Here is a 25,081-nt window from a genome sequence, read left to right as displayed (position 1 = left end):
TGAATTCCTTTTAAGTGATTCATTATAGTTCCTCCTATTTTTAGCTCAAATTGATATACTTCAAACTCAAGGTATATTTATTCAAAAAAATTTACAATTTTCAATAGATTCTTTTAGATTCACTTTCCATTTAACCGCTTCTTTTCTAGTCACATCTTGAATTGATTTGGAGCGAGAAAGAATTACAGAATAAGTATTCTTCTTTTTCAAAGCAAGTTTTGTTCGTATTACACGTTAAATTTAATCGAATTAATATATCTCTAATTCGAAATAAATATAACATAGATTCATTTTATTTGTCAATACTTTAGTTTGGATCAAGTAGTATTGTAGCCAAGCTAGCATCTATACTTGCCTTTCAGCAAGCTACCTATACTGAGATAAATTTAAATGTAAGAGCTAGTTACACTTATAGGGAAAAGACTTCCGCCTATCGCAAAAGAAATTACCCCCGACTCTTCTGACACCACCACAACTAACGCATCACTTTTTTCCGAGAGTCCTAATGCCGCACGGTGACGGGTGCCAATTTTCTTTCCACCCGAAACTGTGTTAGATAATGGAAGAACATTTGCTGCAGAATATATTTTATCTCCTTTTATTAGTACAGCGCCATCATGTAAAGGATTCCCAGGATAAAAAATGGACTCCAATAGAGAGCTTGTCAATGTTGCACCCATAATGGTACCCGCTTGAATTAATGATGCTATACCATCTTTACGCTCAATTACGATTAACGCTCCATGTCTTTGATGAGAGAGATGTTGTATACAAGTAGATATTTCCAAATACTTATCTGTATAGGGGGACAAATAATTATTGAGATAAAAAGAAGCCGCCATCGTTCCAACTTGTTCAAATTTATCCTTAAGATTCTTAAGTTCAACTAAAACACAATAACTGTCATTATTTAATGTTTTTATACCTTTATTAATTTCAGCTGAAATTTCCTCTAAACTTTCCTTCAATTTGATTTTTAATTGCGATAAATCCAAATATCCTTGGGTCATATTAAGCTACCTCTTTTCAATCTTACTATTGTTCCACTTTAATTATCCCCTAATTTATAGTAAGCATACTTACTTCACCAACGTAATATTTAGTTTCAAAATATTTATCACAGGACTGTTAACTCAAGTTTAGCGTTTGCAAGAGCCCTATAGTATTTTTAAGAAAAGCATTACAAGTCCAGCCATAGTTACATAGCTTAAGTGAATGTAAACCCAACAGTGGCTGTCTGTAAAGATCTACAATCGCCAGAAATGGATCCTTATCCGTATTTATTTCAATTTGTTAACACTAAAGTAAATAACTTTCTAGATAAATCCTTGAAAAGTAGTTTGGAAAGGTAATCAAATTCTAAACGGAACTGCGATGGTGAATAATCATCGAATATATGCCCATCACATTTTAACTGCTCGGATTTATTTTCGAATTTTTTATAACGGAATGCAAAACCAATTGTACGTTGTTTCCTTCTATAAAAATCGACTCGGCTTTTTTAATACGCATTTCATCACCTTGCACTTAAACATTTTCTCTAAATGAAAATAACAGCTAAAGGTTTCTAATACATTTTGTAAAACGACATATACTAGCTTACCTGATTACCGCTTCCACACTTCAGCATATTCTTTTTTCTTTTCAAATTCTAATTTAGCAAAAGGACTCAAAGGTATAATCGTTTTATTTTCTTCTCGCGCTTTAGTAACAACTTCTTTTACCAAGGCTTGTGCAATGCCTTTCCCTCTTAATGAATTCTCAACAAATGTATGATCAATAATAAAGTATTAATCAGTAGGTTGAGTAAAAGTAATTTCGGCAATTAATTGTTTCTCTGCATTTTCTAAATAAAATCGATTCGGTCCCTGTAAAAACTAAATATTTCCCACGTCTTCTTTTTTGTATAACGCAAAGCCCCCGTTGGACATGCATCAATCACCTTCATCACTTGATCTATTTCTCCATTACCTGGTATAATTTACGGTCTTCGTTTTGAATTAAAAACATCTCCATTCCCCCGAGCGCAAACCCCTGCATGTTCACATTATTTTATCGAATAAAATATATCTATCTCTGAACCTTCATATTTCTTATAGCCTTCATTAACTTATTCTCTTCCATTCTATACATCCTCCTCCGATTATTTATGTTGTATAATAAGGCTAAACTGATATAAATAACTTACTATTATAATGATTCATAAAGTATTCATATGTAGATGTTTCACAGAATTGATTTAGAAAATGCCAATCGAATATAATCGATTGGCATTGCGTTACTTATTGATTACCTTTTTTAACCCACTCCGCAACAGTCGCCGTCCGTTTGGCTTGATGTTTCACTGCAGCTTGAACGTCCTCAATCATTTTACCATCTTGACCGACTGTTACACTTGTTCCGTATGGGTTTCCACCTGCTCCAAATACGACCGGATCAGTGTAACCAGGAGTAGCAATAATCGCGCCCCAGTGCATCATGGCTGTATATAAAGATTGTAATGTAGCTTCCTGACCACCGTGTGGATTTTGTGCAGATGTCATACCACTTACAACTTTATTGATTGTTTTACCGCTTGCCCATAGTCCACCTTGGAGATCGATGAACTGTTTCATTTGTGATGCCATCATACCGAATCGAGTGGGTGTACTGAAAATAATTGCGTCTGCCCACTCAAGATCTTCTGAGGTAGCTACTGGAACGTCTTTTGTTGCATTTACAGTCGCCTTCCATCCTTCGTTTCTTTCAATAACAGCATCTGGCGCTAATTCTTGAACTTTTAATACTCTAACTTCAGCACCTGTTTCTCTTGCTCCTTCTTCCGCCCACTTTGCTAATTGATAGTTTGTTCCACCCATACTATAAAAAATAACCGCTAACTTTACATTTGACATATTTTCCATCTCCTTTGATTTTCCAAAAAACTTATTTAAAAATCCCAAATTTACACCTGCTTTTTTTATTTTTGATGGTTCCTTATAAAGATCACCTCCCAAAAATACAAATCTTCAATACAGTCCTGTTCTTCTTATGCCCTCATAAGAGAAACTTTAACCTTCTATTGACTTAATATTTTTTGGTTCACGGGATGAGGGGTGATTAGAATTTGAAATCCTAGTAGTCTTTACCTTTACATATCACATGTCCTAAAGAACATAACTTACTACCATTCATGACCATGTGTACTGCAATGACTAATAATACAAGATCTAAAACATAGCCATCGAGAAATCCAGCAGGCAATTTCACCATAAAGATTGCACCAAGCATGATCATGCCAAGTAGCAGTGAAACAACACGAGTCCCTATCCCTAAGATCAGAGCAATCCCACCTACCAATTCAATCAAACCTACTGCATATGCAAGGAATCCTGGAATTCCTATACTTTCAAACCAATCTGCTGTATTTCCTATCCCACCTTGAAACTTAGAAACTCCGTTTGCTAAAAAAACAAGTCCAAACACCACACGAAGTAACAATGTTCCTATTTCATTTCTGTTTGTCATAAGATGTCTCCCCTCCTTTTTTCCATGTCTAGTTCATTTACTCCAGTTATATGAAGCAATAGTAAAGTTGGCTTAGTAGAATTTCTTCATTTTTTAACTATTAGTTTCATTAATTATCCGCATCTAAAACTTGAACCTTCACAGTAGGTAATGTATTTTCTAGTTCATCTCGTTTTGATTCTAACCACGAAGGTAACATAAGTTTTTGTCCAAGCTCATTAAGTGGTTCATCAACTGTAAAGCCTGGGGGATCAGTAGCTATTTCAAATAATATCCCTCCTTCTTCTTTGAAGTATAGAGCTTTAAAGTAATTACGATCCAGAATTTCTGTCGGTTTATATCCCTTGCTTAGAAGAAGTGTTCTCCACTTGTGAAGATCTTCTTCATCTTTTGCTCTCCAAGCAATATGGTGAACAGTTCCAGCCCCCTTCAACCCACGAACAGAAGGCGTTAATTTCATATCAATTAAATTTCCAAGCTGCGCTTCCGACTTAAACCTATGAAAGCCATCTTCTTTCCCAAGGCATTCGAGCCCCAATACATCTTCAAGCACATTTGCGGATTTATCAGGCTCCGCAGAAAGTAAAATAGCTCCCCCGAACCCTTTAATAGCAAACTCGGGTTGAATTCCTCCAAATCTCCAATTATTTATCGGTCCATCAATTCGTTCTACCAATTCAATTTCGAGACCATCAGGATCTTGAAATATCAAGTATTTTTCACCGAAGCGTACCGATTGTATAAACCTGACGCCAAATTTCTCTAAACGATTCTCCCAAAATTCAATCGAATTTTTTGGGATGACATAACTGGTGGCACCTACTTGCCCTGTTCCAATACGACCTTTTAATTGCTTTTCCCATGGAAAGAATGTAATAACAGTTCCCGGTTCACCAGATTCATTCCCAAAATAAAGATGATACACTTCTGGTCGTTCGAAATTAATCGTTTTTTTGATAAGCCTTAATCCAAGTACTCCTGCATAAAAGTCAATATTTCTTTGTGGGTAATTAACCATCGCTGTGATGTGGTGAATCCCCATTGTTCTCTTCGACATTTACTCTTCACTCCTAACCATATCATTGTCTCGAGTTCGAGGTATATTTCAGCAAAAAAAATTTGACTTGACTCTTTTAGATTCACATTTATTTCAACACTTCTTCTATAGTTACATCTTGAATTGATTGGGAGCGAGGAAGAATTGAAAAATCAGCATTCTTCTTTTTCAGGGCAAGTTTTGTTCGTATCGCCCTAATAAATGACCAATTAGTATATCTCAAATTCGTAATAAATATAACATAGATTTATTTTATTTGTCAACACATTAATCTATATCAAATAGTATAGTATCCAAGTCCGCTTTTATTAGATGTTATGTACAGCTATGGAACCCGCTATTCGTCAACTATGCGGCCATAACGGTTATAGTGCCGTCTAGACATTTGTTGACAATGTAGAAAAGTAGCGATAAGCAATTTCACATGAAGGATAAGTAATAAAGGTGGAGATGTATGTTCTTAATAAACAAGTTGAATTTTCTCTTCAAACAAAACGATATCGGGTGAAAAGCACGCCATAGTATATGTGTCGCATTTGTGTTACGGTGATACGTTCCTCATCGTTATCAAACGTTTACACAGAAATTTAAAAAACCGTTACAAATGTTGTTTTAACAACACTTGTAACGGTTTAATTTTTTCTTAACTTCTCTAACAAAAACCTTATTACGTCCCAGAAGGGATTTGAACCCCCGACCTACGCCTTAGGAGGGCGTTGCTCTATCCAGCTGAGCTACTAGGACAAGATACTAAAAAGATGGATCACTTCGATTCAGATTGCAAATCGAAGTTTGGGCTAGATTATTAATCGTTAGCAGTTCCATCATAATCTTCATTAAACCATAGCTGTTCGTCATCGTCTACTTCACCGTTATAATTAATCAAAATCTCTTCGCCCGCTTTAATATCTTTGTATGCAAAGAAATCAAATGTGTGCTTATCAAAATTGATATCATATGTAGCGTTTGGTTCATATGAGTGATTGAATAGCATTCCGTATCCTAGCAGCATAGCCGTATGGTTTGCGCCATATTCAAAAGCGTAGTCAGCTAAAATGGTTTTTTCGATATGTTCGTGTTCTTCGTTAGGATAGGAGATGACAGGCGCTTCGTGTAACAGCGTACCTTTTTTAATATCGCATTTAGCGAATACTCCCCTGTTAAATTCTCCGCCACTGATTGGAGAAATTTTCACTTCTATCATGTCTTTCACCTACTCGCTTGTAAAATATACTTGGCAAGTATAACATTAATTTCAATGGATTGCTCTAATCTTTTCTTAATTAAATGCCCAAATATTAAGGGGGGGTCTTTCATGCAAAAAAATTATGAATTTTGGTATTGCGGTGACTTTTCGTGATCAACGCCCAACTCGAATAAGTGTTTCACAGAACAAAGACGAAACATTGTAGCATCCATCCCTATCGAAATTTTGCATCAATGGTCTCGCGGTCATAATCCAAAATCCATTCATTATACCTTTCATAAAGATATCGAATCGACTCTCGATCCGCCGCCACCACATCACAACCGCGATCGTCATATAAATGAAAGATCATATTCTTCGTAATATTGATGAAAAATATATCATACCCACTCCCTTGCTGGTTTTTCATAATCGTTGATGAGTGACGGAAATCTTCATGACAAATCGCCCGCAATAGTTTTCGATAACGAATATCGCTCTTTTCACAAGAAAGAACGAATCGATGTGTCATGAGATCTTCATCACCATGCAGATTCGGATTTGTCTCAAATTTCATATTATGCAGTAAACTTTTATTCTCAATGTATTTTGGATAGACATTCAGCTTAGTTCTACGAAGAAAATCATTAGTAGAATTAGTATACACATTGGTTACTAATAAAATCTTATCTTCATCTGCAAACACCGCATCAAATAAAGCATTCGATCGTTCAAAAGCTTGTTTTAGAAATCCTGGTTCATCATAAAAAACTGATTCTGAAATTTCGAACCGTATGCCGTTTTTGCAATCATAAAATAAGGCGGGCGCTAATTCGATACCTTCAAAATACTGTGTTAAAAAATCTGCTACATTATTCATTTACAACCCTCTTTTTTAATTTTAACCACATCTCTTGTAATTCAATCTCCCGAAATTCTTCTAACGAATGTAGCGTTTCTTCATTCATCTTTGAAACGAGTAATTGCTCATATATTTCCTCTGCTTGTTTTCTATCAGCTGACGTCAAAATTCCAACGTTCGGTCTTGTAGTATCCTCCGCTAAAAATTGACTCGATTACGTTTAATAACACCTTTGAAGTTAACATAATATTATTATTTAATAAAACTGAATGTTTATAAATATTTCCACTATATGCTAAAAAATATGACGTGTCTCATTTGCAAGCTTGGCCATATAAAGTTCAGCACAAATCGAATAGGTAGATTATTCCTCAATCTATCATGTATTATATAAGTACAATTCAAAAAGTGAGGTCCGTATTATATGAAGGAACATAAGAAAATGAAAATCCTATGGTGGAGTCTAGCAGGTGTGGGAGTCTTAGTATTGGCATTGATCGTATCAATCGTGAACAATAAACCAAAACCAGTCACTGTAAAGGAAGAAGCACCACTGATTGAAACATCTGCTTCAGAAATTCTAGCAGATGAACCTGCCGAAGCATCACGTCAAGAAGATTCTATTACAGAAGAACCAAAAACGGAAGGTTCGAATCAACCAGACGTTCCCTCTACAAATGAGTCTACTGACGGACAATCCGCTACAGCTCCATCCAAAGTAGAGTCTAAAGATGTGCCGAACACAACACCAACGCAGCCGTCAACACAAGAACCAGCTCAAAAACCTGTGTCACCGCAAGTACAAGAGCAATCAAAACCAGCACCATTCACGTCTATTAAATCAGGAACTTATCAAGTAGGAAGCGATATTGCACCAGGTGAATATATTGTCTTCTCTAACGGCATGACATTTCTAGAGAACTCGAAAGATCAAACAGGAAATCCCGATAGCACTGTATTCAATATTGCATTAGACGGACGTTCACATACCTATGTCACATTACTTCAAGGAGAATACTTCAAATTGGACGGTGGCGAAATGTACCCTATTGCAAAAGCACCTGATTTGAAACCAGCAAACGGCGTCTATAAATCTGGACAATACAAAGTCGGAACAGATATACCGGCTGGGCAACTTAAACTCATAATCGATAATACAAACGATATAGGATTTTACGAAATTAGCAAAAACAGTAGACAAGAAATGATGGATCTCATCATAAGCGATGTTGTTGAAGGTGATACGTATATTGACGTAGTAAACGGGCAGTACTTAACAATCAGAAATGCTTATATAGAAGTAAAGTAAAGAACACTCAAAACCGTCGTACGTATCGGTTTTGAGTGTTTTTTCATTCTTCTTTAAACATTTCACTTACAAGCAACTCTAATTATTTACGAATCAAATAAGGTAATTCTTACTCATTTGGTTTCATTATATCAAAAAACGAATCATAAATATTAGCAACTTGCTTAGTAGAATGTTAACTGCATTTAACATATGACCGTTTTCGAATTCGTTTTTTTTGCGCAATTCAGATACATGCACTTGCTCAAATAGTTACTTATCATTCAAAATCTGAGAGTAATCGCTTTAATATGACTAGTGTATCTTTTCGTATTCTATTCGTTTCATCGATGGATAAAATCGTATCTTTATGGATTTGTGAATTCCGTACATTGGCTGTCCAGTGTGTTACATACTCTTTCACTTTCCTTTTATCTGCAACCGGCTTCAAGATCGTCGTACCGTAGTCCAATAAATAGTTATATAAATTGCCCATTGTCACGCCATTGCGATAGTCTTCTCCACCGACTACAACATTTTTCGGTTTGCCAAATTTATAAATCCCGATTCTTGGTAAATTTTCTTTTTCCGCTTGAATATTTACTAATTTATCGCACAAGAAAATCTCCACAGCTTTCAAGTAATTTGCCACGATATACGCGTACTCTAGGCCTGTTTGCTCTTCGCCCCCTGCCTGATTTGTATCAAGGAATTGCACATGATTTTTCCATTGCCACTCAGCAGTCAACAATAATTTCTTCACTTCATCAAATGCCATTAGTTTATCGACACGATTGTCTTCTTCGACAAAGCGCTGTTGCTCTTCATGTGTGAAGCCGTATGTTGTCTTATGGTTTACCGAATAATCACTTGGTCGCAAATCGGCATATGTTTTTGTAAGCAATGCCAATGCCTTCGTTTCATCATAGGCTTCGATGACTTTCTTACCGAACTTTTGAAGAATCGCATCTGCATCATCCGACAGTTCTATCAAATAAAATTCCGTCAAAAAATCTCGAAGCTGCGACAATGCGTCATGAATCACAGTTTCTTTATAGTCGATTCCTTGAGATGGGGATAGAGAAATGATTCGGTTTCGCAAACGCATACCTTCGATGCCTAATTCATAGTCGATCAACATCGATAAAGCAGGCTCTAATTTATTGCCAGCTTTAGAAGTTAGCTGCTTCTGTTCTTTGAAGAAACAAATCACCGCATCAAGTAGTTTACGTAATAAGTAATCTTTTTCGATGAAGGACAGCACGGTAAAGTCCGAGGAAGCCGATTCATAGATCGAACATTCATCGAAGAAGAAATCAAAGCTCTCTCTAATAAATGAATCTCCTTGTAACATCTCGCTATGATTTTCTTCAATCAATTGTTTCACACGCAAGATGTATTCTGAAATCACTTCTAAATGGCCGTCGATATCGCCTCTGTATTTATCGATGCGATTCTTCACGGTCTGAATATCACCGTAAATCACATTCACTGCATGATAGTCATTCGCATACTCCGAAAGCTCTACCAATTTAATGATAGTCGGTGTTTCATTCAAATTGAAAAATTCTTTGAATGTAATATAAAACTCTATACCAAGATGGTGCATATTTTTATTTAGCATGAAATGCACTAAATTCTCGCAAAAGCTTTGTTTACTAGATGTTTCTATTAAAATATTATTACGGATGATTAACAAAAAGAGTTCATTCAGGTTACGTACTGTTTTGTCATCTACTCCGTACAATACATCCGGATTCTTCGTCTTCTGCATAAGAATACATATTTCATCGAAGTATCTCGATACCGCCTGCACATGCTCTGTCCGCGTGTTACTTAAACTTGTGCACAATGGGTAGATTTCCGTGTCGAATAACTCCCAGGCTTCATGTATATAACCTTCGTTATTCAAATAATAAAACCATAGATGATACTTCCAATCGCCTTTGACATGGACTGTCGACTCCATATCGAGCGGGTCAAAATCCTCTCCGTAGACGATAGCTAATAACGTATCATTATATGTATTCGCCAAAGCTATTTCACCTTGATATAGTCGTGATAGTTCCACAAATACAGAAAAACGCTCTTCATCTTTGTAGTTTTCTATGATTTCCTCGAATTTCGGATGATCAATGACCTGGCAGACATCTAGATGACGTCCACGTAACGTCCACTGTCTAAGCAAATAGTCTAAGAATGTCTCCGAATCCAAACAAGCCATCATATTACGAGCCGAAAACTCCTGATAAATATCCAACCCATTTCCCCCTTTACGCTTGGCACACTGTCCTTTTGAAAGCCGCCACGCTGAAACTCCCCTAAGAAAGTTTTATCTATTCTAATCATAGCGTTAAAAGTCATTTTTCTCCACAGGAATCTCTATTTCTATAGAAGAATTTCGAGGGAAATGTGTAGATTTCTCGCTATTGTTTCAAATTCAGGAGCTACATTGAACGCTATGTTACATTAAATACTTTTCTTTTGATGGTGGGTGTTCTATAGGAAATACATAATTATTTGAGATCAAAAAGAATATTCCACCCATGAAGGGCTATGAGCGTGGGGCCAGGTTCTATGAGCACGGGGACTAGTTCTATGAGCGTGTGACCTGGTTCTATGAGCGCGTAGCCTGTGTCTAAGAGCGCGGGGACTAGATCTATGAGCGCGGTAGCCTGGTTCCATGAGCGCGGGGACTAGATCTATGAGCGTGCGGCCTAGTTCTATGAGCACACAAAATTCATTCTTCAACCACATTCATACAAATCAAAAATTATGCACTCCCCCTTGCCGTTGCCTTAATTGGATCCTTTCGTCTAGCAAGTGATTGCATCATTTGCTCATAGATTTCTATTGAAATCATTCCCCCTGCAAAGAAATAAACAACCTCTTTAATCTTTTAGTTTCCAAATCTGCTAGTCGAACGGGAATAGGTAAACGACTTTCTTTCGTTATTAAACACAAAGTAATGTTTGATGCGGTTTCCAAATCAATATAATTTCCACAGGAGACGAAAATAGGTTTTACATGTATATGCGTTCGGAGCACTCTACCATATACTTCGTTTTTCACGATAATATCTTCGAATGCATTCTCTTCATTTTTAGGTTCAATAAAATTGGTATCGTCAATTTTCAAATAACTTTTTGCAATACCTATACAGGGTTTGTTTAAAAAGAACGATGCGTGTGTAGCAATCCCCATTTTCCTTGGATGTAAGATTCCGTTTCCGTCAAACATAAATACGTCTGGTGTACAAGATAGTTTTTTAACAGCTTGCACAACGAGTGGAAGTTCTCTGAAAGCTAAATATCCAGGAATGTATGGCATAGTGACTTCACCTGTACTGTAGGTTTTTTCAATAGCAAGCTTGGCCTGAAAATCGAATACAACAACACAGCATATTCCATATTCAACACCTTGTACATCATAATAAGCCAGATCTACGCCCGCAATTAACTTGATGGCTTCGATATGGAACGTATTCTCCAACAGTAGTTTCTTGGATAGATCGTATTGAATGAATTTACATTGATCCATTTCCAAATCGAATGAATGAATTTCTTTAATCTCCATTGTATCCTCCTAAATTCAACATACCATCCTAATAAGTATGCATCATAGAATCCTGAAATATAATAGTGATATTTGTTATGTAGACAGTTGTGTCCTTCCTCGACCAAAAAATATGCTATTATGGAACTACTTTCGTTTCACTACACAGGAGGATCATTCATGACAACAAACGATATGCTTATTCGATTGCGCTATGCACTCGATATTAAAAATGCAGAAATGGTAGAGATTTTTAAATTAGGCGGCATTGACGTTACAACTAAAGACGTTTTAGCTATGCTGAAAAAAGAAGAGGAAGATCAACTGGAATGTTCACTTTCGACGTTTAACGCTTTTTTAAACGGCTTTATTATTTTCAAGAGAGGTAAACAGGAAGATAAGCCTGGTAGCACGCCAGTAGTTGAAGTGGAAGAGTCTGCGAATAATCTGCTGCTAAAGAAAGTGAAGATTGCACTTTCGCTTACTAGTGAAGATATGCTGGATATATTAGAGGAAGCGCGTGTGTCGATTACTAAAGGAGAGCTAGGAGCTGTTCTTAGAAAAGTAGGACATCGGAATTATAAAGAGTGTGGAGATCGCTATGCCCGTAACTTTTTGAAGGGCTTGACGTATAAGTATAAAGAATGAGAAACACACACAGACGATAGTATAATCGTTTGTGTGTGTTTTAATGTTGTTCATTAGATGAGCGATAATAAAGAGCCCCCGACTACGCCTGAAACTACAACAATCCACGGTGGTAATTTCCAAAATGCCAACATACTGAAAAGAATCGCGGCGAGCGCGAAATCCATTGTAGACAAAATCGAGCTAGTCCAAATCGGAAAGTAAAATGCAGAAATCAAAATACCAACAACGGCTGCATTCACACCTATTATCGCACCTCTGATTTTCGAATGATTTCGTAAAACATCCCAAAACGGTAACGTCCCGACAATTAATAGGAACGCTGGTAAGAATATCGCGATGGTGCCAATAAGGCCACCTTGCCAGCCGTTCATTACAGCACCGATATACGCAGCAAACGTAAATAATGGTCCCGGAACCGCTTGTGTGGCACCGTAACCCGCCAAGAAACTTTCCTCGCTAATCCAACCGTTCGGTACGAATTCTTGTTCCAATAAAGGTAAAACGACATGACCGCCACCAAAAACTAATGAACCCGATCGATAAAAACTATCCACAATCGCCACCCAATAAGAGCCTGTCATTTCTCTAACAAGTGGTAACGCAATGAGTAGTCCGAAAAACAAACTTAAACACATTACACCGACACGTTTCGTAACCGGAAATGTAGAACCCGTTGTCGAATCCCCTTGTGCGTCTTTGAATAAAATGAAACCGAATAATGCAGCAAGTAAAATGACTACTATCTGAGCTCCAGCCACCTGCCACACCAATGTACCAACGAGCGCAAACAAAGCAAGTGCCTTTGTTTTCAAATCAGGCGTTAAATTTTTTGCCATGCCGAGTATCGCATGCGCCACTACAGCAACCGCCACAACCTTCAATCCTTGAATCCAACCCGCATTCGCCACATCAAAATTCATCAGCACTAACGCGAAAAGAATCAATGCAATAACAGAAGGTAAAGTGAAGCCGATAAAGGAAACAATGCCACCAAGGACACCGGCACGCATCACACCAATCCCGATACCTACTTGGCTACTAGCAGGGCCTGGTAAAAACTGTGCCAGGGCGACTAGATCCGCATAACTTTTTTCATCCATCCATTTCCGTCTACGTACATATTCTTCATGAAAATAGCCTAAATGTGCAACCGGTCCGCCAAAAGACGTGAAACCTAGTCGCATCGACACAAGAAGTATTTCAACTAGTGAAGCCAATCGATTATTCATCATTTCCTCCCTTTATCATCAGTCATTAATTTCTTTAAACAATTCATATGCTTTTTTCCTCGCCTCCACAAGAACCTCTGCCCCTTTTACCGTCGTCGTATAATACTTCCGAATTTTCCCATCCATATTAACATCTTCCTTACTCAACAAACCATCCGCTTCCATCGAATGCAAAATCGGATACAACGTTCCTGGACTGATTGTATAGCCATGCTCCCTAAGTTCCTCCACCATCCATACTCCGTAAATTGGATGGTCCTTCGCATGATGTAGGATATGGATATGAATGAAACCGAGGAATAATTTTCGTAGTACTTTATCTTCCATGATTGATTCCTCCTTTCACTCAATATCGAATCGCAATATTGACCCTCGTTATTGATAGTGTAACAGATTGGTTTATGGTTGAATGTAAAGATTATGTAAAATAATAGAGACAAGCGAAGATGATATTCTATGAGCAAAGTGCTTTTCAAATTTTCATTGCAAAGAGACGTTTATGATAAGCGTATACTCCCTTAACATACGAAAACCAATTCTCACTCATAAACGAGTGAGAATTGGCTCTTTTTGTTACTATTCTCTTGCTAATTTTTTAAATTTACTTTCTGAAGACGCAATGCATTCAACACCACGGATACAGAACTGAACGCCATAGCTGCACCAGCAACCCATGGAGCTAATAAGCCAATTGCGGCAATTGGAATTCCGATTGTATTATAGAAGAATGCGAAAAACAAGTTTTGCTTAATGTTTCGCATGGTTTTCCTACTCATTATAATCGCATCTGCTACACTATTTAAATCGCCACGCATCAGTGTGATATCTGCTGCTTCAATTGCAATATCTGTACCTGTTCCGACAGCCATTCCGATATTTGCCATCGCAAGTGCGGGCGCATCATTTATCCCATCCCCGACCATCGCTACATTCTTCCCTTGCTCTTGAAGCTTTTTAATTTCTTCACTTTTCTGCTCAGGTAACACTTCTGCTATAACGTGAGTTAAGCCGACTTGACGCGCAATTGCCTCTGCAGTACGTTGGTTATCACCTGTCAACATAATGACATCGAGGCCCAATTCTCGCATTCGCTTTATCGATTCCTTAGATGTATCTTTCACTGTATCTGCTACTGCAACGATACCCGCCAGTTTTTTGTCAACTGCAATAAGCATCGCCGTTTTCCCTTCACTTTCAAACTCTTTCATCGCGACTTCAGCGTCCCAAAGTTCGATTTGTTGTGAACGCATTAATTTTCGCGTTCCAACAAACACTTCTTTAGCATTAACTTCAGCTCGAATTCCATAACCCGGCAATGCTTCGAAGTCCGTTGTCTCATATAGTGAATGACCTTTTTCTTTCACTCCTTTAACAATCGCTTGCGCCAAAGGATGTTCAGATTGATTTTCTGCCGTTGCAATTAGTTGAAGAACCTCTTCTTCCTTAAAACCATTCATCACAGTAATATTTGTTAAAGCAGGTTCACCCTTCGTCACTGTTCCTGTTTTATCCAATACAACCGTATCAATCGACCTTGTGTTTTCTAAATGCTCTCCACCTTTAAATAAAATGCCTATTTCAGCAGCTCTTCCTGAACCAGCCATAATCGAAGTCGGTGTTGCCAAACCAAGCGCACATGGGCATGCGATAACCAGAATGGATATTGTTGGAATAAGGGCTGATCGGAAATCACCAGGTGTCACAGCAAAATACCAAATAAAGAATGTAACCACAGCAATCAACACGACGATTGGTACAAATACTCCAGAAATCCGGTCTGCCAAGCGTTGTATTTCCGCCTTAGACCCTTGTGCCTCTTCAACCACTTTTACAATTTGAGCCAACGCTGTATCTTTTCCCACTCTTATTGCTTTGATTTGCAATGAACCGTTCTTATTGATCGTTGCCCCAATCACTGGATCACCAACCGTTTTGTCAATCGGAATACTCTCACCTGAAATCATAGATTCATCAATTGCTGAACGTCCTTCAATGATTTCCCCGTCCACAGGAATCTTTTCACCCGGCTTCACCAAAATTGTATCCCCAACTACCACTTCTTCAATAGGAACTTCTTTTTCAATACCGTCTAGTAGGACTCTAGCCGTTTTAGCCTGCATACCAAGTAGTTTTTGAATCGCCTGGCTCGTTTTTCCTTTTGCACGAACTTCAAATAATTTACCAAGAACAATTAATGTAATAATGACGGCAGATGCTTCAAAGTAGAGTTCCGGCATTCCAATACTTCCCGCATTCACCCATTCTAACGATAAATAAAGACTGTAAAAATAGGCTGCGCTCGTACCAAGTGCCACCAATACATCCATATTGGCACTTTTATTTCGCAATGCGTTAAAAGCGCCTTTATAAAATTGAGCACCGATAATAAATTGAACCGGTGTAGCAAGAACAAGCTGTACCCACGGATTCATAAAAATATTTGGTAAATAAATAAATGACAAAAAACTGAAATGAGCGACCATCGTCCATAACAATGGAATCGTTAAAATAAGTGAGAAGATAAACTTTCTTTGTTGCTTGTGAATTTCTTCCTCTTTGTGATCGATCTTCGCATCGCTGTCTTGATTAGGCATTAATTCATAGCCCATTTTCTTAACAGCGGTCATCATATCAGAAGCTTTGACTTTATTATCATCATATTCAACGGAAATTGTTTCAAGCGCAAAATTCACTACGGCACTAGAAACCCCATCCATTTTACTAATTCTTTTTTCAATTTTCGCTGCACATGCTGAACAAGTCATACCTGTAATATCAAATGTTTCTTTTTCTTGAACAACCTCAAAACCGAGTTTTTCTACTCTATCAATAAATTCATCTACATTTGTTTTCTCTGTGTCATAAACGATGGTTGATCTTTCTAAAGCAAAGTTTACGCTCGCTTTCTCAACACCTTCTATTTTGGAAAGACCCTTTTCAATGCGATTTGCACATGCTGCACAGGTCATTCCCTTAATTTGTATAGTATTTTCAGTTGTTGACATATTCCGTCCCTCCGATACTTAGTAGGGGTATATTTTATAGAAAAAGAAAGACCATACCTGATGGTACGATCTACCGCACTAATAAACTAAACGAGACTAGGCAATGTCATACCCTTGCTCTTCGATTGTTTCTTTAATCTGTCCAATTGAAATCTTCTCATTGTCAAACTCTACCGAAACTTCACCACTGCCAAGATCAACCTTTACGGAAGAAACACCTGCAAGATTGCCAACACTTCCTTCAATTGAATTGACACAGTGATTACATGACATTCCTTGTACTTTTACTATATCTTTCATTTTGAAAACCTCCTGTTTAATTATCGCCCCCAATTTACCATACCCCCGTAATGTATGTCAAATTGTAAATAAAAAATGTTTTTTTTCCAGACTTTTATTTCGTCATTGTTTTCATAATAGTCATGAGCTCCTGAATGGCTGCTTCACCATCTTGTCCTTTAATCGCATTTGCTACACAATGGTGTGTATGATCCTCTAATAAGGCTAAAGAAACTTTGTTCATCGCTGATTGAATTGCGCTAATCTGATGTAAGATATCTACACAATAACGATCACCCTCAACCATTTGATGAATACCTCTCACTTGTCCTTCAATGCGCTTTAAGCGGTTAAGAAGCTGTTGTTTATTTGGCTGGACTGTTTTTTTGGGAGTTTCTTGCATAATTCACCCTCCTCAATAATTACTTATACCCTGTACCCCTATATTAACACTGTCATTGAATAGGGGCAAATAATAACTTGATGATGAGTTATTTTGATATACTCGATTAAGAAAAGGAAAGAAATTTATTCTTAATTTTTTGGCATCGTGGTGCTTTCCGTGCAAGGTGAAAATGCTGCACAAGAAAAGTTACTATGAGAAATATAAAAATCCAACGAAAGTAAAAATCATTGCCATAAATATGACGACGGAAACCATTGGCTCGCGAGTCTTTAATGATAGACAAATTCAATAGTTACTACTGACTTAAAAATGACAATTCTTTATTCATGAACATTAACTTAATTGATGATAGTTAAATTATAGTAGAGATAATAATTATTTTCCGGAAATAGATTCGCTTTGCAATGTTTGTGAAATAGCTTTTGCGAGTACAGCCGATGTCCTACCTAGTTCCGCTTCGTTATTTCCAATTCCCCCCATTTCAACAAGAACAAGACGTTTATGAAGATCCTGATTGTATTTTCCGTCCACACCATGGCCTGATTTAAATACGATATTCTTTGTTATATTAGGCACTTCCTTCTCCATACTAGCCATTAGTTTTTTAGATAATTCTTGATTGAATTTGAAATTTGCATGATCACCACCGACAACAAAGACGACTTGCGCAAACTTTTCCCCTTTATAAGTGACAGTCGTCCTATCCGCTTTAAGTGAATCTCGATGTATATCGATGATGATGTCGTACTCCCCATCTTTTAACGCTTTTTGAACATATGGCCTAGCGACATCATACGATTTATGAAACGGAATTCCAGCTTTATTCATTTCCGCGGTGAAATCGACGTCAATAATATTCGCCTCTACCCCATTGAACTCTAATTGCGATCCAATTGTTTTACTAAGTTTCATAATATTTGCAACCTCATGGTAAACTGCAATTTTCCCGTCATGCTTAAGCGTGATTGGTTCAAATGCTTCTTGAGAATGTGTAGCGTATAAAAGCGCACGCATTCCTGATTGTATTTTAGGCGATTGTATTTTAGGGGTTTGTATTTCAAGTTCCGTTTCGAATATATTTGCTGCGTAAACTAATTTCCGCTCATCTGATGAAACAACTGCTATTTCTTCCGATAATTCACTTGGAATCAGAACCAAAACAATTGGAAATAAGAAAAGAAAGACGATGAATGTACTCCAGATTTTTAACGATTTTTTCATGGACAACCCTCCGTTGTCAACCAATATATGCAGCTAAGGTATGTTAAAGTATTTAACTTACAATAAATCGTCCAATCATCCCTAATTCCTTATGCCCTGGAATCGTACAATAAAATTCATAATTACCAGATTGAGTTAGAGTAAATGTTAGTGTCTCCGTATTTTCAGGTGCAGCATGTAGGTGTAACAAACCCTTATCTGCTCTATGATTATGTTCGGATTCCTTTATCTTGTTAAAAGAGGAAGTCCTAATTTCAATGTCATGATCAATAGTATCCAGATTTGTGAGAGTTAATGTGACTGGTTTATCCCTCTCAACAATAACTTTAGATTTAGAATACTTCATTTCAGTAGTTTCTATATATGGGAAATAACCGTGTGTTACTTGGAAATTTCTTCATATCCTTATTTTTATTCAATGTAGTTTATATTTCCACAACTGCTTCAGGTATTATTTTAAGTTATTTCTAGTATACCTTTTAAAAGTGCAATCAACTTAAGTCGTAATAATTACTATTTAAAAAGAGAGGGTTTTATCCAATGAATAAAAAACTGGTTATCCTAATTTCATTATTCACATTGGTACTGCTTTCAGCTTGTAGCAATATAAGGAATGAGAAAGAAAGCAAAGACCGACTAACCGTTTACACAACCGTATACCCACTCCAGTATTTCACGGAACGAATTGGCGGCAATCATGTAGATGTGAAATCTATCTATCCAACAGGTGCAGATGAGCATACTTTCGAGCCTACACAAAAAGACATGACGACTCTTGCCGACTCGGATTTATTCTTTTTTATCGGACTTGGTCTTGAAAGTTTTGTAGAAAGTGCCAAGAAAACGCTGGAAAATGAACATGTAAAAATGGTTGCCACATCTGAAGCAATAACGGAAGAAATGCTTGGTGGGGATCATCTTGACGAAGGACACGTACATGATGACAGCGACTCTGATCCACATGTATGGATGTCGCCCATTTTGAGTGATGCACTTGCTTATTCAATTAAAGAGGCACTAATTGAACTAGCTCCCGATAAAAAAACTGATTTTGAGAATAACTTTGAAATGTTACGGGATGAGCTACTTACACTAGATCGGGAATTTATAAATATGGCATCCAGTGCACCAATAAAAACATTTTACGTTTCACACAATGCATACGGTTATATAGCCGAAACGTACGGCCTTGAACAAATTGCAATTGCTGGTTTGAATTCACAAAGCGTACCTTCACAAAAAGAGATGGCATCCCTGTTCGAGCACGCGAAAGAACAAGATGCGAAGTATGTTCTTTTCAAACAAAACGTACCTTCAGAGCTAACAGAAGTAATACGAAAAGAACTTGGTTCCGAATCACTTATGCTTCATAATCTAGGGGTATTGACGGAGGAAGATGTGAAAAATAAAGAGGACTACTTCTCATTAATGAACTACAATATTCGAACGCTCGAGAAGGCTTTGAGCGATAAATAAGTTAACAAGGGGTGTCCTATATGTCGGTAATAACCCCTCGTATAGGACTGGACCTTGTTTATTTTTATTAAACCGGAACTAATGAACCAACTTTAGATAATAAACCTCGACCCATTCCCTTCTTATTCATTACCGTTGAAGTATCGACATCAAGAAACACAGTCGAAGTTCCGGTTAATTCCAAATGTGATTTTAATGTTTAAATAATCAAATTTACATTTTGTACATAATTTATAGATACTGATCTTAGATTTCTATATGTTGATGGATATCTGGGTTTGGTAAGATTGTACCAAAGAGGTGCTTCGTTTGATTGGAGACTTGGAATAAAAAGCAGCCGAAAACATTGATTAAACAATGTTTTCGGCTGCTTTCACAGGCTCTTATCTTATGTAGAATTCACCTTATTACGTTCGTACCTTATAACGTCCCAGGAGGGATTCGAACCCCCGACCGATGCCTTAGAAGGGCATTGCTCTATCCAGCTGAGCTACTGAGACAAACACCTGAATAACTCAGGCACAAGTAATATTATAGGCATGCTTTTTAAAAAAGTCAACACTATTTTTCACTTATTTAAAATTGTTTTTTCTATCAGTTCATGGTGCATGTTATAAAAGCTCACTTCCACCGTTTCACCTGTCTCAATTACTGCATATGACGCTGATTTACCGCCACGTGGTTGCGTTGTGCTACCTGGATTTACGAACAATACACCTTCAATCATTTCTGCTCCATATAGATGCGAATGACCGAATAGAGCAATCGTTGCTTGTTGTTCTGCTGCTGCATAGGAAAGAGTGAGCAATGACCTTTTGACGTCGTGTTCATGACCATGGACGACAAGTACGGTGTCTTTTCCTACTTTCTGTACAACGGAAGCTGGTAACCGATCGTCCAGATCACAATTACCACGGACAATATGCATGTCTTGTACTAATGGATGATCCGCTAACAGCTCACTGTCACCACAATGAAATATTGCGTCCGCCGGCAAAGCGGCAATCTGTTGAACAGTTGCCGTATCACCATGTGAATCGCTTAACACGATAATTTTCATTATTCTTCACCTATCATTTCAAGAAATTCAGGAAGTTGTTTTTTTAGCTGAGCGAGTGCTGCTCCCCGATGAGAGATTTCACTTTTTTCTTCAGCTGTTAATTGTGCCATCGTTTTTTCTTTATCGGGTATATAGAAAACCGGATCGTAGCCAAAACCGTTTCTTCCTTGTCTTTCACTTGCAATTACGCCTTCACAGCTACCAGAATAGGTAGTTGTTGCAATGGATGGCCCCGCTATGGCTAAAACACATCTAAAACGCGCCTGACGCTCGTTTTCGGCAACGTTAGCCAAGTTAGTTAGTAACTTATCGATATTTGTTTCATCGTCTGATGGCTCCCCTGCATAGCGTGCAGAGTAAACGCCTGGTTCACCGTTTAACGCATCTACTTCAAGTCCACTATCATCGGCAATTACTACTTTATTAAGCAACATAGCAACGGTTTCTGCTTTTAAGACCGCGTTCTCTACAAATGTTGTGCCGGTCTCTTCCACATCGATTGCACCGTCGACATCTTGTAACGTGAGGACTTTGATCCCCAAAGGTAGAAAAAGCGTTTCAAAATCTCTCGCTTTTCCTAGGTTGTTTGTCGCTATTAATACTTCTTTCATTACGCTTCGCCTACCTGTTGTCCGACTTTATCTGCCAATTCACCTAATACTTCTTTTTGAATGTTGATCAATCGCTCAATACCTTGTTCTGCAAGTGTCAATAAATCATTCATTTCCGCGCGAGAGAATGTCGCTTCTTCACCTGTTCCTTGTAATTCAACAAACTGGCCTGCACCTGTCATCACGACATTCATATCGACGTCTGCAGATGAATCCTCTACATAATCTAAATCTGTGATGAGCTGACCATCCGCTAGTTTCCCTACACTTGTCGCTGCCAAGAAGTCACGTACAGGGAATACAGGTAAGTTCTTTTCGATTTGCAATTTATTCGCAGCGATAACTAACGCTACGAAAGCACCTGTGATAGAAGATGTACGTGTACCGCCATCCGCTTGAATCACGTCACAGTCAATCCAAATCGTGCGTTCACCAATAGCGTCTAAGTCTACAACCGCACGTAATGCCCGGCCAATTAAACGCTGAATTTCCATCGTACGGCCACCCACTTTACCGCGTGAAGATTCACGGATTGTTCGCTGCCCTGTTGCACGCGGAAGCATAGAATACTCCGCTGAGATCCAACCCTTTCCGCTATTGCGTAGAAATGGAGGTACGCGATCTTCAATTGTCGCTGTACAAATTACTTTCGTATTGCCAATCGAAATTAGAACCGATCCTTCCGGGTGAATCAAATAATCCTTCTCGATTGTTACTGAACGTATGTCCTCTGTTGCTCTGCCATCATGTCGCATGTAATATCCTCCATTGTATGTATCGTTTTTGTACATAGGTTATCCAATTTATCATTTCAACATTCAACTCATCTTACCATATCGACAGCAAAAACCCGAAAACTACTACCTGTTTTCGGGTCATTTATGCTGTTTTAAAACTTTATCGTGCGCACATCAGGCTGCTTAATGCTCAACCAATCTTCAACGATTGACTGAAACTTCCTTATTGAGCCTGTTGTATAGAATATCGGTTGTATCATAGAATTAGACTGCATCTGTTGTTCATTCAAAATACGTTCCACATCCACTACAGTTTCTACTGCAGATGAAATAATTTTCTTTTGGTGTAAAAAATGTTTCTCAATATGTTCCTGCAGTAGCGGATAATGCGTACAGCCTAGAATAACTGTATCAAACGAATGCACATGCAATGGTTGCAACGTCTGATCAACAATTTCTCTCGCCTGCAGCGAACGATACTCTCCACTTTCAACAATCGGAACAAATCCCGGACATGCAAGTGAATGGACCGTCGCATCCGGTCGTAACTGATGAATCGCCCCATCATAAGCCTTACTCTTGACCGTTCCCATTGTACCGAGCACCACAATTTCACCTGATTGGGACGCTTTCACAGCCGCTCTTGCCCCCGGCCGAATAACACCAACTACCGGAAAGTCAAATTGCTTTCGTACTTCCTCTAACGCAATCGCAGTCGCTGTATTACACGCGATTACTAACATTTTTATACCCATTTGGGAAAGACTTTCTACCATTTCCATCGTAAACTGCAAAACTTCTTCAGCAGACCTCGGCCCATACGGACAACGTGCATCATCGCCAATATAAATAATCGGTTCATTCGGCAGATACTTTCGCAATTCCCTTACGACCGTTAGCCCACCAACTCCCGAATCAATAACTCCAATAGGTGCATTCACTGTAATCCCTCAATCTCTCGTCATCTCTTCATGCAATTTTGTTAACAAACTTGAAAACTGTTGCATTTCCTTAGCATCATAATTTTTCAGAACATCTTGTAAATATTCTTGCCTCTTCTGTATCGCCTCTTCAATAATCCGTTCACCCTTAGGCAATAAATGAACACGAACGACCCGACGATCTTTGTCATCTCGGACGCGTTTCACTAACTGATTGTTTTCCATTCGGTCCACTAAGTCAGTCGTTGTACTAAATGCCAAAAAGATTTTATTAGATAAGTCACCAATAGTCATATCTCCATATTCCAACAACCATTGAAGCGCTCTAAACTGGGGAGGCGTTATCGAATAGTTTTTGAGAATTTTACGTCCTTGCTCTTTGATATTTGCGGCAATGTATCGTAAATCTTTCTCCATTAACGCAATCTGTTGCGATGTATTCTTCTGCTCGTTCGACAAAAAATCAGCTCCCTGAAATGATTCCTGTCTTTTCATTGTACCTATTTCATTGTTGAACGCAATAGTTTTCATACAATCTGTCGAGAGAGAAGGAGACAGGGACACCTATTGATTTAAACGCAGTCACTTCAAATCAAATACATAGTACATTCAGTTTAATTGTAATTCGCCTAATCGTAACAATTCCACGATTGCTTGCGCTCGGCCCGACACGCCAAGCTTTTGAATCGTATTGGAAATATGATTTCGAACAGTCTTTTCACTAATCGTCAACTGCCCTGCTATTTCCTTTGTAGTAAAGTCTTCAACAAGCAAAGTAAATATTTGTCGTTCTCGATTCGTTAATAAAGAACGGTTCTGCATTTCATCCAAGATGCGCCCCTCCTCTTTACGCTTTCCCCATAAGATATGTCAGAGGAAGGGCTACCGTGTAGGCTACAACTAAAGTGGAAGATGCCTTCTAGCCTCGACAGGTATATAATTAGTTATTCTCCATAAACAATTGATGCTCTTCTTTAGTCCAAGGCACCGGTTTTCCAGTTTTTCGATCAATCTGGACCATTGCCCCTCTACCAGTAAAAACCACTACATCCCGTTCGTTTTTGGCCATATAATGTAGATCTACTGAACTCTTTCCTATTGAATTGGCTTTTACATAGATTTTAAGCTGCTCATCAAAAAACACTTGCTTGACAAAATCACACTGTAGATCAGCTACTACGGGAATCGTATCCCCCTGCGGACCTGTCCACTTCTCCATACGATTCAGAGATTTGAAATATTCAATTCTTGCATACTCAAAATATGCGAACACTTTTGTATTGTTTAAATGTCCGTACATATCCGTTTCGGAAAAACGCACGGATACGTCCGCGTGAAATTTGAATTCTTCTGTCCACGTTTTTATTTCTTCAATATAATTTGCTCTCATGCAGAAATGCCTCCTTTAATATGAATGAATATTCATTCCTTTATTATAGCGAAAGAGGAATGTATATTAAATAGCTTAGGGTAATATTGTTTTATGAGCGCGATACCAAGGTCTATGAGCGCGACACCAAGGTCTATGAGCGTGATGACAAGGTCTATGAGCGCGACACCAAGGGCTATGAGCGCGATGCCAAGGTCTATGAGCGCGATGCCGGGGTCTATGAGCGCGACGCCGGGGTCTATGAGCGCGATGCCGGGGTCTATGAGCGCGATGCCGGGGTCTATGAGCGCGACGCCAGGGTCTATGAGCGCGATGCCGGGGTCTATGAGCGCGATGCCGGGGTCTATGAGCGCGATGCCAGGTTCTATGAGCGTTCTACCAAGGTCTATGAGCGCGATGCCGGGGTCTATGAGCGCGATACCAGGTTCTATGAGCGCGACGCCAGGGTCTATGAGCGCGATGCCGGGGTCTATGAGCGCGATGCCAGGGTCTATGAGCGCGACGCCGGGGTCTATGAGCGCGATGCCGGGGTCTATGAGCGCGATGCCGGGGTCTATGAGCGCGACGCCAGGGTCTATGAGCGCGATGCCGGGGGCTATGAGCGCGACGCCGGGGGCTAT

27 protein-coding genes, 2 tRNA genes and 3 pseudogenes are annotated in these 25,081 nt (G+C 38.5%); 4 read left to right on the top strand and 28 right to left on the bottom strand.

What is annotated here, in order from left to right:
* Positions 1-386 precede the first annotated feature (386 nt).
* From cdaS to CSV79_RS16905, 10 genes and pseudogenes are all read right to left on the bottom strand, one after another.
* On the bottom strand, positions 387-1,010 hold the full coding sequence (gene cdaS / locus CSV79_RS15035) for a sporulation-specific diadenylate cyclase CdaS (protein WP_099689861.1): 624 nt from the start codon (positions 1,008-1,010) through the stop codon (positions 387-389).
* A 597-nt stretch (positions 1,011-1,607) separates the two neighbouring features.
* Complete coding sequence (locus tag CSV79_RS15030) at positions 1,608-1,781, bottom strand: GNAT family N-acetyltransferase (protein WP_369824993.1); 174 nt, start codon at positions 1,779-1,781, stop codon at positions 1,608-1,610.
* A gap of 65 nt (positions 1,782-1,846) precedes the next feature.
* A pseudogene (locus CSV79_RS17195) lies at positions 1,847-2,035 on the bottom strand ((4Fe-4S)-binding protein); the annotation flags it as partial.
* Between the two features lie 247 nt (positions 2,036-2,282).
* The gene (gene wrbA / locus CSV79_RS15020; protein ID WP_099689863.1) at positions 2,283-2,894 is read right to left on the bottom strand and encodes an NAD(P)H:quinone oxidoreductase; all 612 of its coding nucleotides are present in this window, start codon (positions 2,892-2,894) and stop codon (positions 2,283-2,285) included.
* A 220-nt stretch (positions 2,895-3,114) separates the two neighbouring features.
* Positions 3,115-3,507, bottom strand: a complete 393-nt coding sequence (locus CSV79_RS15015) for a DoxX family protein (RefSeq protein ID WP_099689859.1) — start codon at positions 3,505-3,507, stop codon at positions 3,115-3,117.
* 109 nt (positions 3,508-3,616) lie between these two features.
* A complete protein-coding gene (locus tag CSV79_RS15010; protein ID WP_099689858.1) occupies positions 3,617-4,564 on the bottom strand; it encodes a ring-cleaving dioxygenase in 948 nt (315 codons plus the stop codon).
* Between the two features lie 670 nt (positions 4,565-5,234).
* Positions 5,235-5,308: transfer RNA gene (locus CSV79_RS15005), tRNA-Arg, on the bottom strand.
* Positions 5,309-5,369: 61 nt separating this feature from the next.
* Positions 5,370-5,768 carry an SET domain-containing protein gene (locus tag CSV79_RS15000; protein WP_099689857.1) on the bottom strand — a complete coding sequence of 133 codons (399 nt, stop codon included), beginning with the start codon at positions 5,766-5,768 and terminating at the stop codon, positions 5,370-5,372.
* A gap of 217 nt (positions 5,769-5,985) precedes the next feature.
* The gene (locus CSV79_RS14995; protein WP_099689856.1) at positions 5,986-6,630 is read right to left on the bottom strand and encodes a DUF3885 domain-containing protein; all 645 of its coding nucleotides are present in this window, start codon (positions 6,628-6,630) and stop codon (positions 5,986-5,988) included.
* Positions 6,623-6,778 (bottom strand): hypothetical protein, encoded by a 156-nt coding sequence (locus CSV79_RS16905; protein WP_158232559.1) that lies wholly within the window; start codon positions 6,776-6,778, stop codon positions 6,623-6,625. The genes CSV79_RS14995 and CSV79_RS16905 overlap by 8 nt, the downstream gene beginning before the upstream one ends.
* A gap of 258 nt (positions 6,779-7,036) precedes the next feature.
* On the opposite strand from CSV79_RS16905, the gene CSV79_RS14990 reads away from it, so the two are divergent.
* Positions 7,037-7,921, top strand: a complete 885-nt coding sequence (locus tag CSV79_RS14990; RefSeq protein WP_099689855.1) for a hypothetical protein — start codon at positions 7,037-7,039, stop codon at positions 7,919-7,921.
* A gap of 259 nt (positions 7,922-8,180) precedes the next feature.
* Here CSV79_RS14990 and CSV79_RS14985 read toward each other — a convergent pair whose 3' ends face one another.
* Positions 8,181-10,160 carry a hypothetical protein gene (locus CSV79_RS14985; RefSeq protein WP_099689854.1) on the bottom strand — a complete coding sequence of 660 codons (1,980 nt, stop codon included), beginning with the start codon at positions 10,158-10,160 and terminating at the stop codon, positions 8,181-8,183.
* 599 nt (positions 10,161-10,759) lie between these two features.
* Positions 10,760-11,476, bottom strand: coding sequence for an endonuclease V (locus CSV79_RS14980; RefSeq protein ID WP_099689853.1), 717 nt, complete (start codon positions 11,474-11,476; stop codon positions 10,760-10,762).
* Between the two features lie 159 nt (positions 11,477-11,635).
* On the opposite strand from CSV79_RS14980, the gene CSV79_RS14975 reads away from it, so the two are divergent.
* The gene (locus CSV79_RS14975) at positions 11,636-12,103 is read left to right on the top strand and encodes a YehS family protein (RefSeq protein WP_099689852.1); all 468 of its coding nucleotides are present in this window, start codon (positions 11,636-11,638) and stop codon (positions 12,101-12,103) included.
* A 53-nt stretch (positions 12,104-12,156) separates the two neighbouring features.
* On the opposite strand, the gene chrA is transcribed toward CSV79_RS14975, so the two are convergent.
* The 5 genes from chrA to CSV79_RS14950 all read right to left on the bottom strand — a co-directional run bounded on the left by chrA (position 12,157) and on the right by CSV79_RS14950 (position 17,022).
* On the bottom strand, positions 12,157-13,338 hold the full coding sequence (gene chrA / locus CSV79_RS14970) for a chromate efflux transporter (RefSeq protein ID WP_369824992.1): 1,182 nt from the start codon (positions 13,336-13,338) through the stop codon (positions 12,157-12,159).
* Positions 13,339-13,353: 15 nt separating this feature from the next.
* Complete coding sequence (locus tag CSV79_RS14965) at positions 13,354-13,662, bottom strand: PadR family transcriptional regulator (RefSeq protein ID WP_099689850.1); 309 nt, start codon at positions 13,660-13,662, stop codon at positions 13,354-13,356.
* Between the two features lie 260 nt (positions 13,663-13,922).
* Positions 13,923-16,340: a heavy metal translocating P-type ATPase gene (locus tag CSV79_RS14960; RefSeq protein ID WP_099689849.1), complete on the bottom strand. Its 2,418-nt coding sequence runs from the start codon at positions 16,338-16,340 to the stop codon at positions 13,923-13,925.
* A gap of 96 nt (positions 16,341-16,436) precedes the next feature.
* Entirely contained in the window at positions 16,437-16,640 is a 204-nt protein-coding gene (copZ, locus tag CSV79_RS14955; RefSeq protein WP_099689848.1) for a copper chaperone CopZ, read from the bottom strand.
* 94 nt (positions 16,641-16,734) lie between these two features.
* On the bottom strand, positions 16,735-17,022 hold the full coding sequence (locus CSV79_RS14950; protein ID WP_099689847.1) for a metal-sensitive transcriptional regulator: 288 nt from the start codon (positions 17,020-17,022) through the stop codon (positions 16,735-16,737).
* A gap of 124 nt (positions 17,023-17,146) precedes the next feature.
* Here CSV79_RS14950 and CSV79_RS17490 point away from each other — a divergent pair.
* Positions 17,147-17,317, top strand: a pseudogene (locus tag CSV79_RS17490) (thioredoxin domain-containing protein); the annotation flags it as partial.
* Between the two features lie 83 nt (positions 17,318-17,400).
* Here the strand turns inward: CSV79_RS17490 and spoIIP are convergent.
* Positions 17,401-18,246: a stage II sporulation protein P gene (spoIIP, locus tag CSV79_RS14940; RefSeq protein ID WP_099689845.1), complete on the bottom strand. Its 846-nt coding sequence runs from the start codon at positions 18,244-18,246 to the stop codon at positions 17,401-17,403.
* Between the two features lie 52 nt (positions 18,247-18,298).
* Positions 18,299-18,625 (bottom strand): annotated as a pseudogene (locus CSV79_RS14935) (plastocyanin/azurin family copper-binding protein); the annotation flags it as partial.
* Between the two features lie 161 nt (positions 18,626-18,786).
* Between CSV79_RS14935 and CSV79_RS14930 the strand changes: the two are divergent.
* Positions 18,787-19,722, top strand: coding sequence for a metal ABC transporter solute-binding protein, Zn/Mn family (locus CSV79_RS14930; protein WP_099689843.1), 936 nt, complete (start codon positions 18,787-18,789; stop codon positions 19,720-19,722).
* A gap of 426 nt (positions 19,723-20,148) precedes the next feature.
* On the opposite strand, the gene CSV79_RS14925 is transcribed toward CSV79_RS14930, so the two are convergent.
* The 9 genes from CSV79_RS14925 to CSV79_RS16900 form a co-directional block, all read right to left on the bottom strand.
* Positions 20,149-20,222: transfer RNA gene (locus CSV79_RS14925), tRNA-Arg, on the bottom strand.
* Positions 20,223-20,290: 68 nt separating this feature from the next.
* A complete protein-coding gene (locus CSV79_RS14920; protein WP_099689842.1) occupies positions 20,291-20,782 on the bottom strand; it encodes a metallophosphoesterase in 492 nt (163 codons plus the stop codon).
* Entirely contained in the window at positions 20,782-21,393 is a 612-nt protein-coding gene (locus tag CSV79_RS14915) for an XTP/dITP diphosphatase (protein ID WP_099689841.1), read from the bottom strand. The genes CSV79_RS14920 and CSV79_RS14915 overlap by 1 nt, the downstream gene beginning before the upstream one ends.
* Entirely contained in the window at positions 21,393-22,148 is a 756-nt protein-coding gene (rph, locus tag CSV79_RS14910) for a ribonuclease PH (RefSeq protein WP_099689840.1), read from the bottom strand. Before rph ends, CSV79_RS14915 begins: the two co-directional genes overlap by 1 nt.
* Before the next feature lie 134 nt (positions 22,149-22,282).
* The gene (gene racE, locus CSV79_RS14905; protein ID WP_099689839.1) at positions 22,283-23,071 is read right to left on the bottom strand and encodes a glutamate racemase; all 789 of its coding nucleotides are present in this window, start codon (positions 23,069-23,071) and stop codon (positions 22,283-22,285) included.
* Positions 23,072-23,080: 9 nt separating this feature from the next.
* Entirely contained in the window at positions 23,081-23,530 is a 450-nt protein-coding gene (locus tag CSV79_RS14900; protein WP_233201465.1) for a MarR family winged helix-turn-helix transcriptional regulator, read from the bottom strand.
* A 150-nt stretch (positions 23,531-23,680) separates the two neighbouring features.
* The gene (locus tag CSV79_RS14895) at positions 23,681-23,893 is read right to left on the bottom strand and encodes a helix-turn-helix domain-containing protein (protein ID WP_081244721.1); all 213 of its coding nucleotides are present in this window, start codon (positions 23,891-23,893) and stop codon (positions 23,681-23,683) included.
* A gap of 118 nt (positions 23,894-24,011) precedes the next feature.
* The gene (locus CSV79_RS14890) at positions 24,012-24,461 is read right to left on the bottom strand and encodes an acyl-CoA thioesterase (protein ID WP_099689838.1); all 450 of its coding nucleotides are present in this window, start codon (positions 24,459-24,461) and stop codon (positions 24,012-24,014) included.
* A gap of 32 nt (positions 24,462-24,493) precedes the next feature.
* Positions 24,494-25,081, bottom strand: a 588-nt coding sequence (locus tag CSV79_RS16900; protein WP_199171938.1) for a ribosomal eL19 family protein, incomplete at its 5' end; no start/stop codon positions are given.

Origin of the sequence: Sporosarcina sp. P13 (assembly GCF_002743055.1) — a bacterium.
GTDB lineage: Bacteria > Bacillota > Bacilli > Bacillales_A > Planococcaceae > Sporosarcina.
The sequence above is the reverse complement of the archived record's forward strand: the minus strand, read 5'-3'. Positions and strand labels throughout refer to the sequence as shown.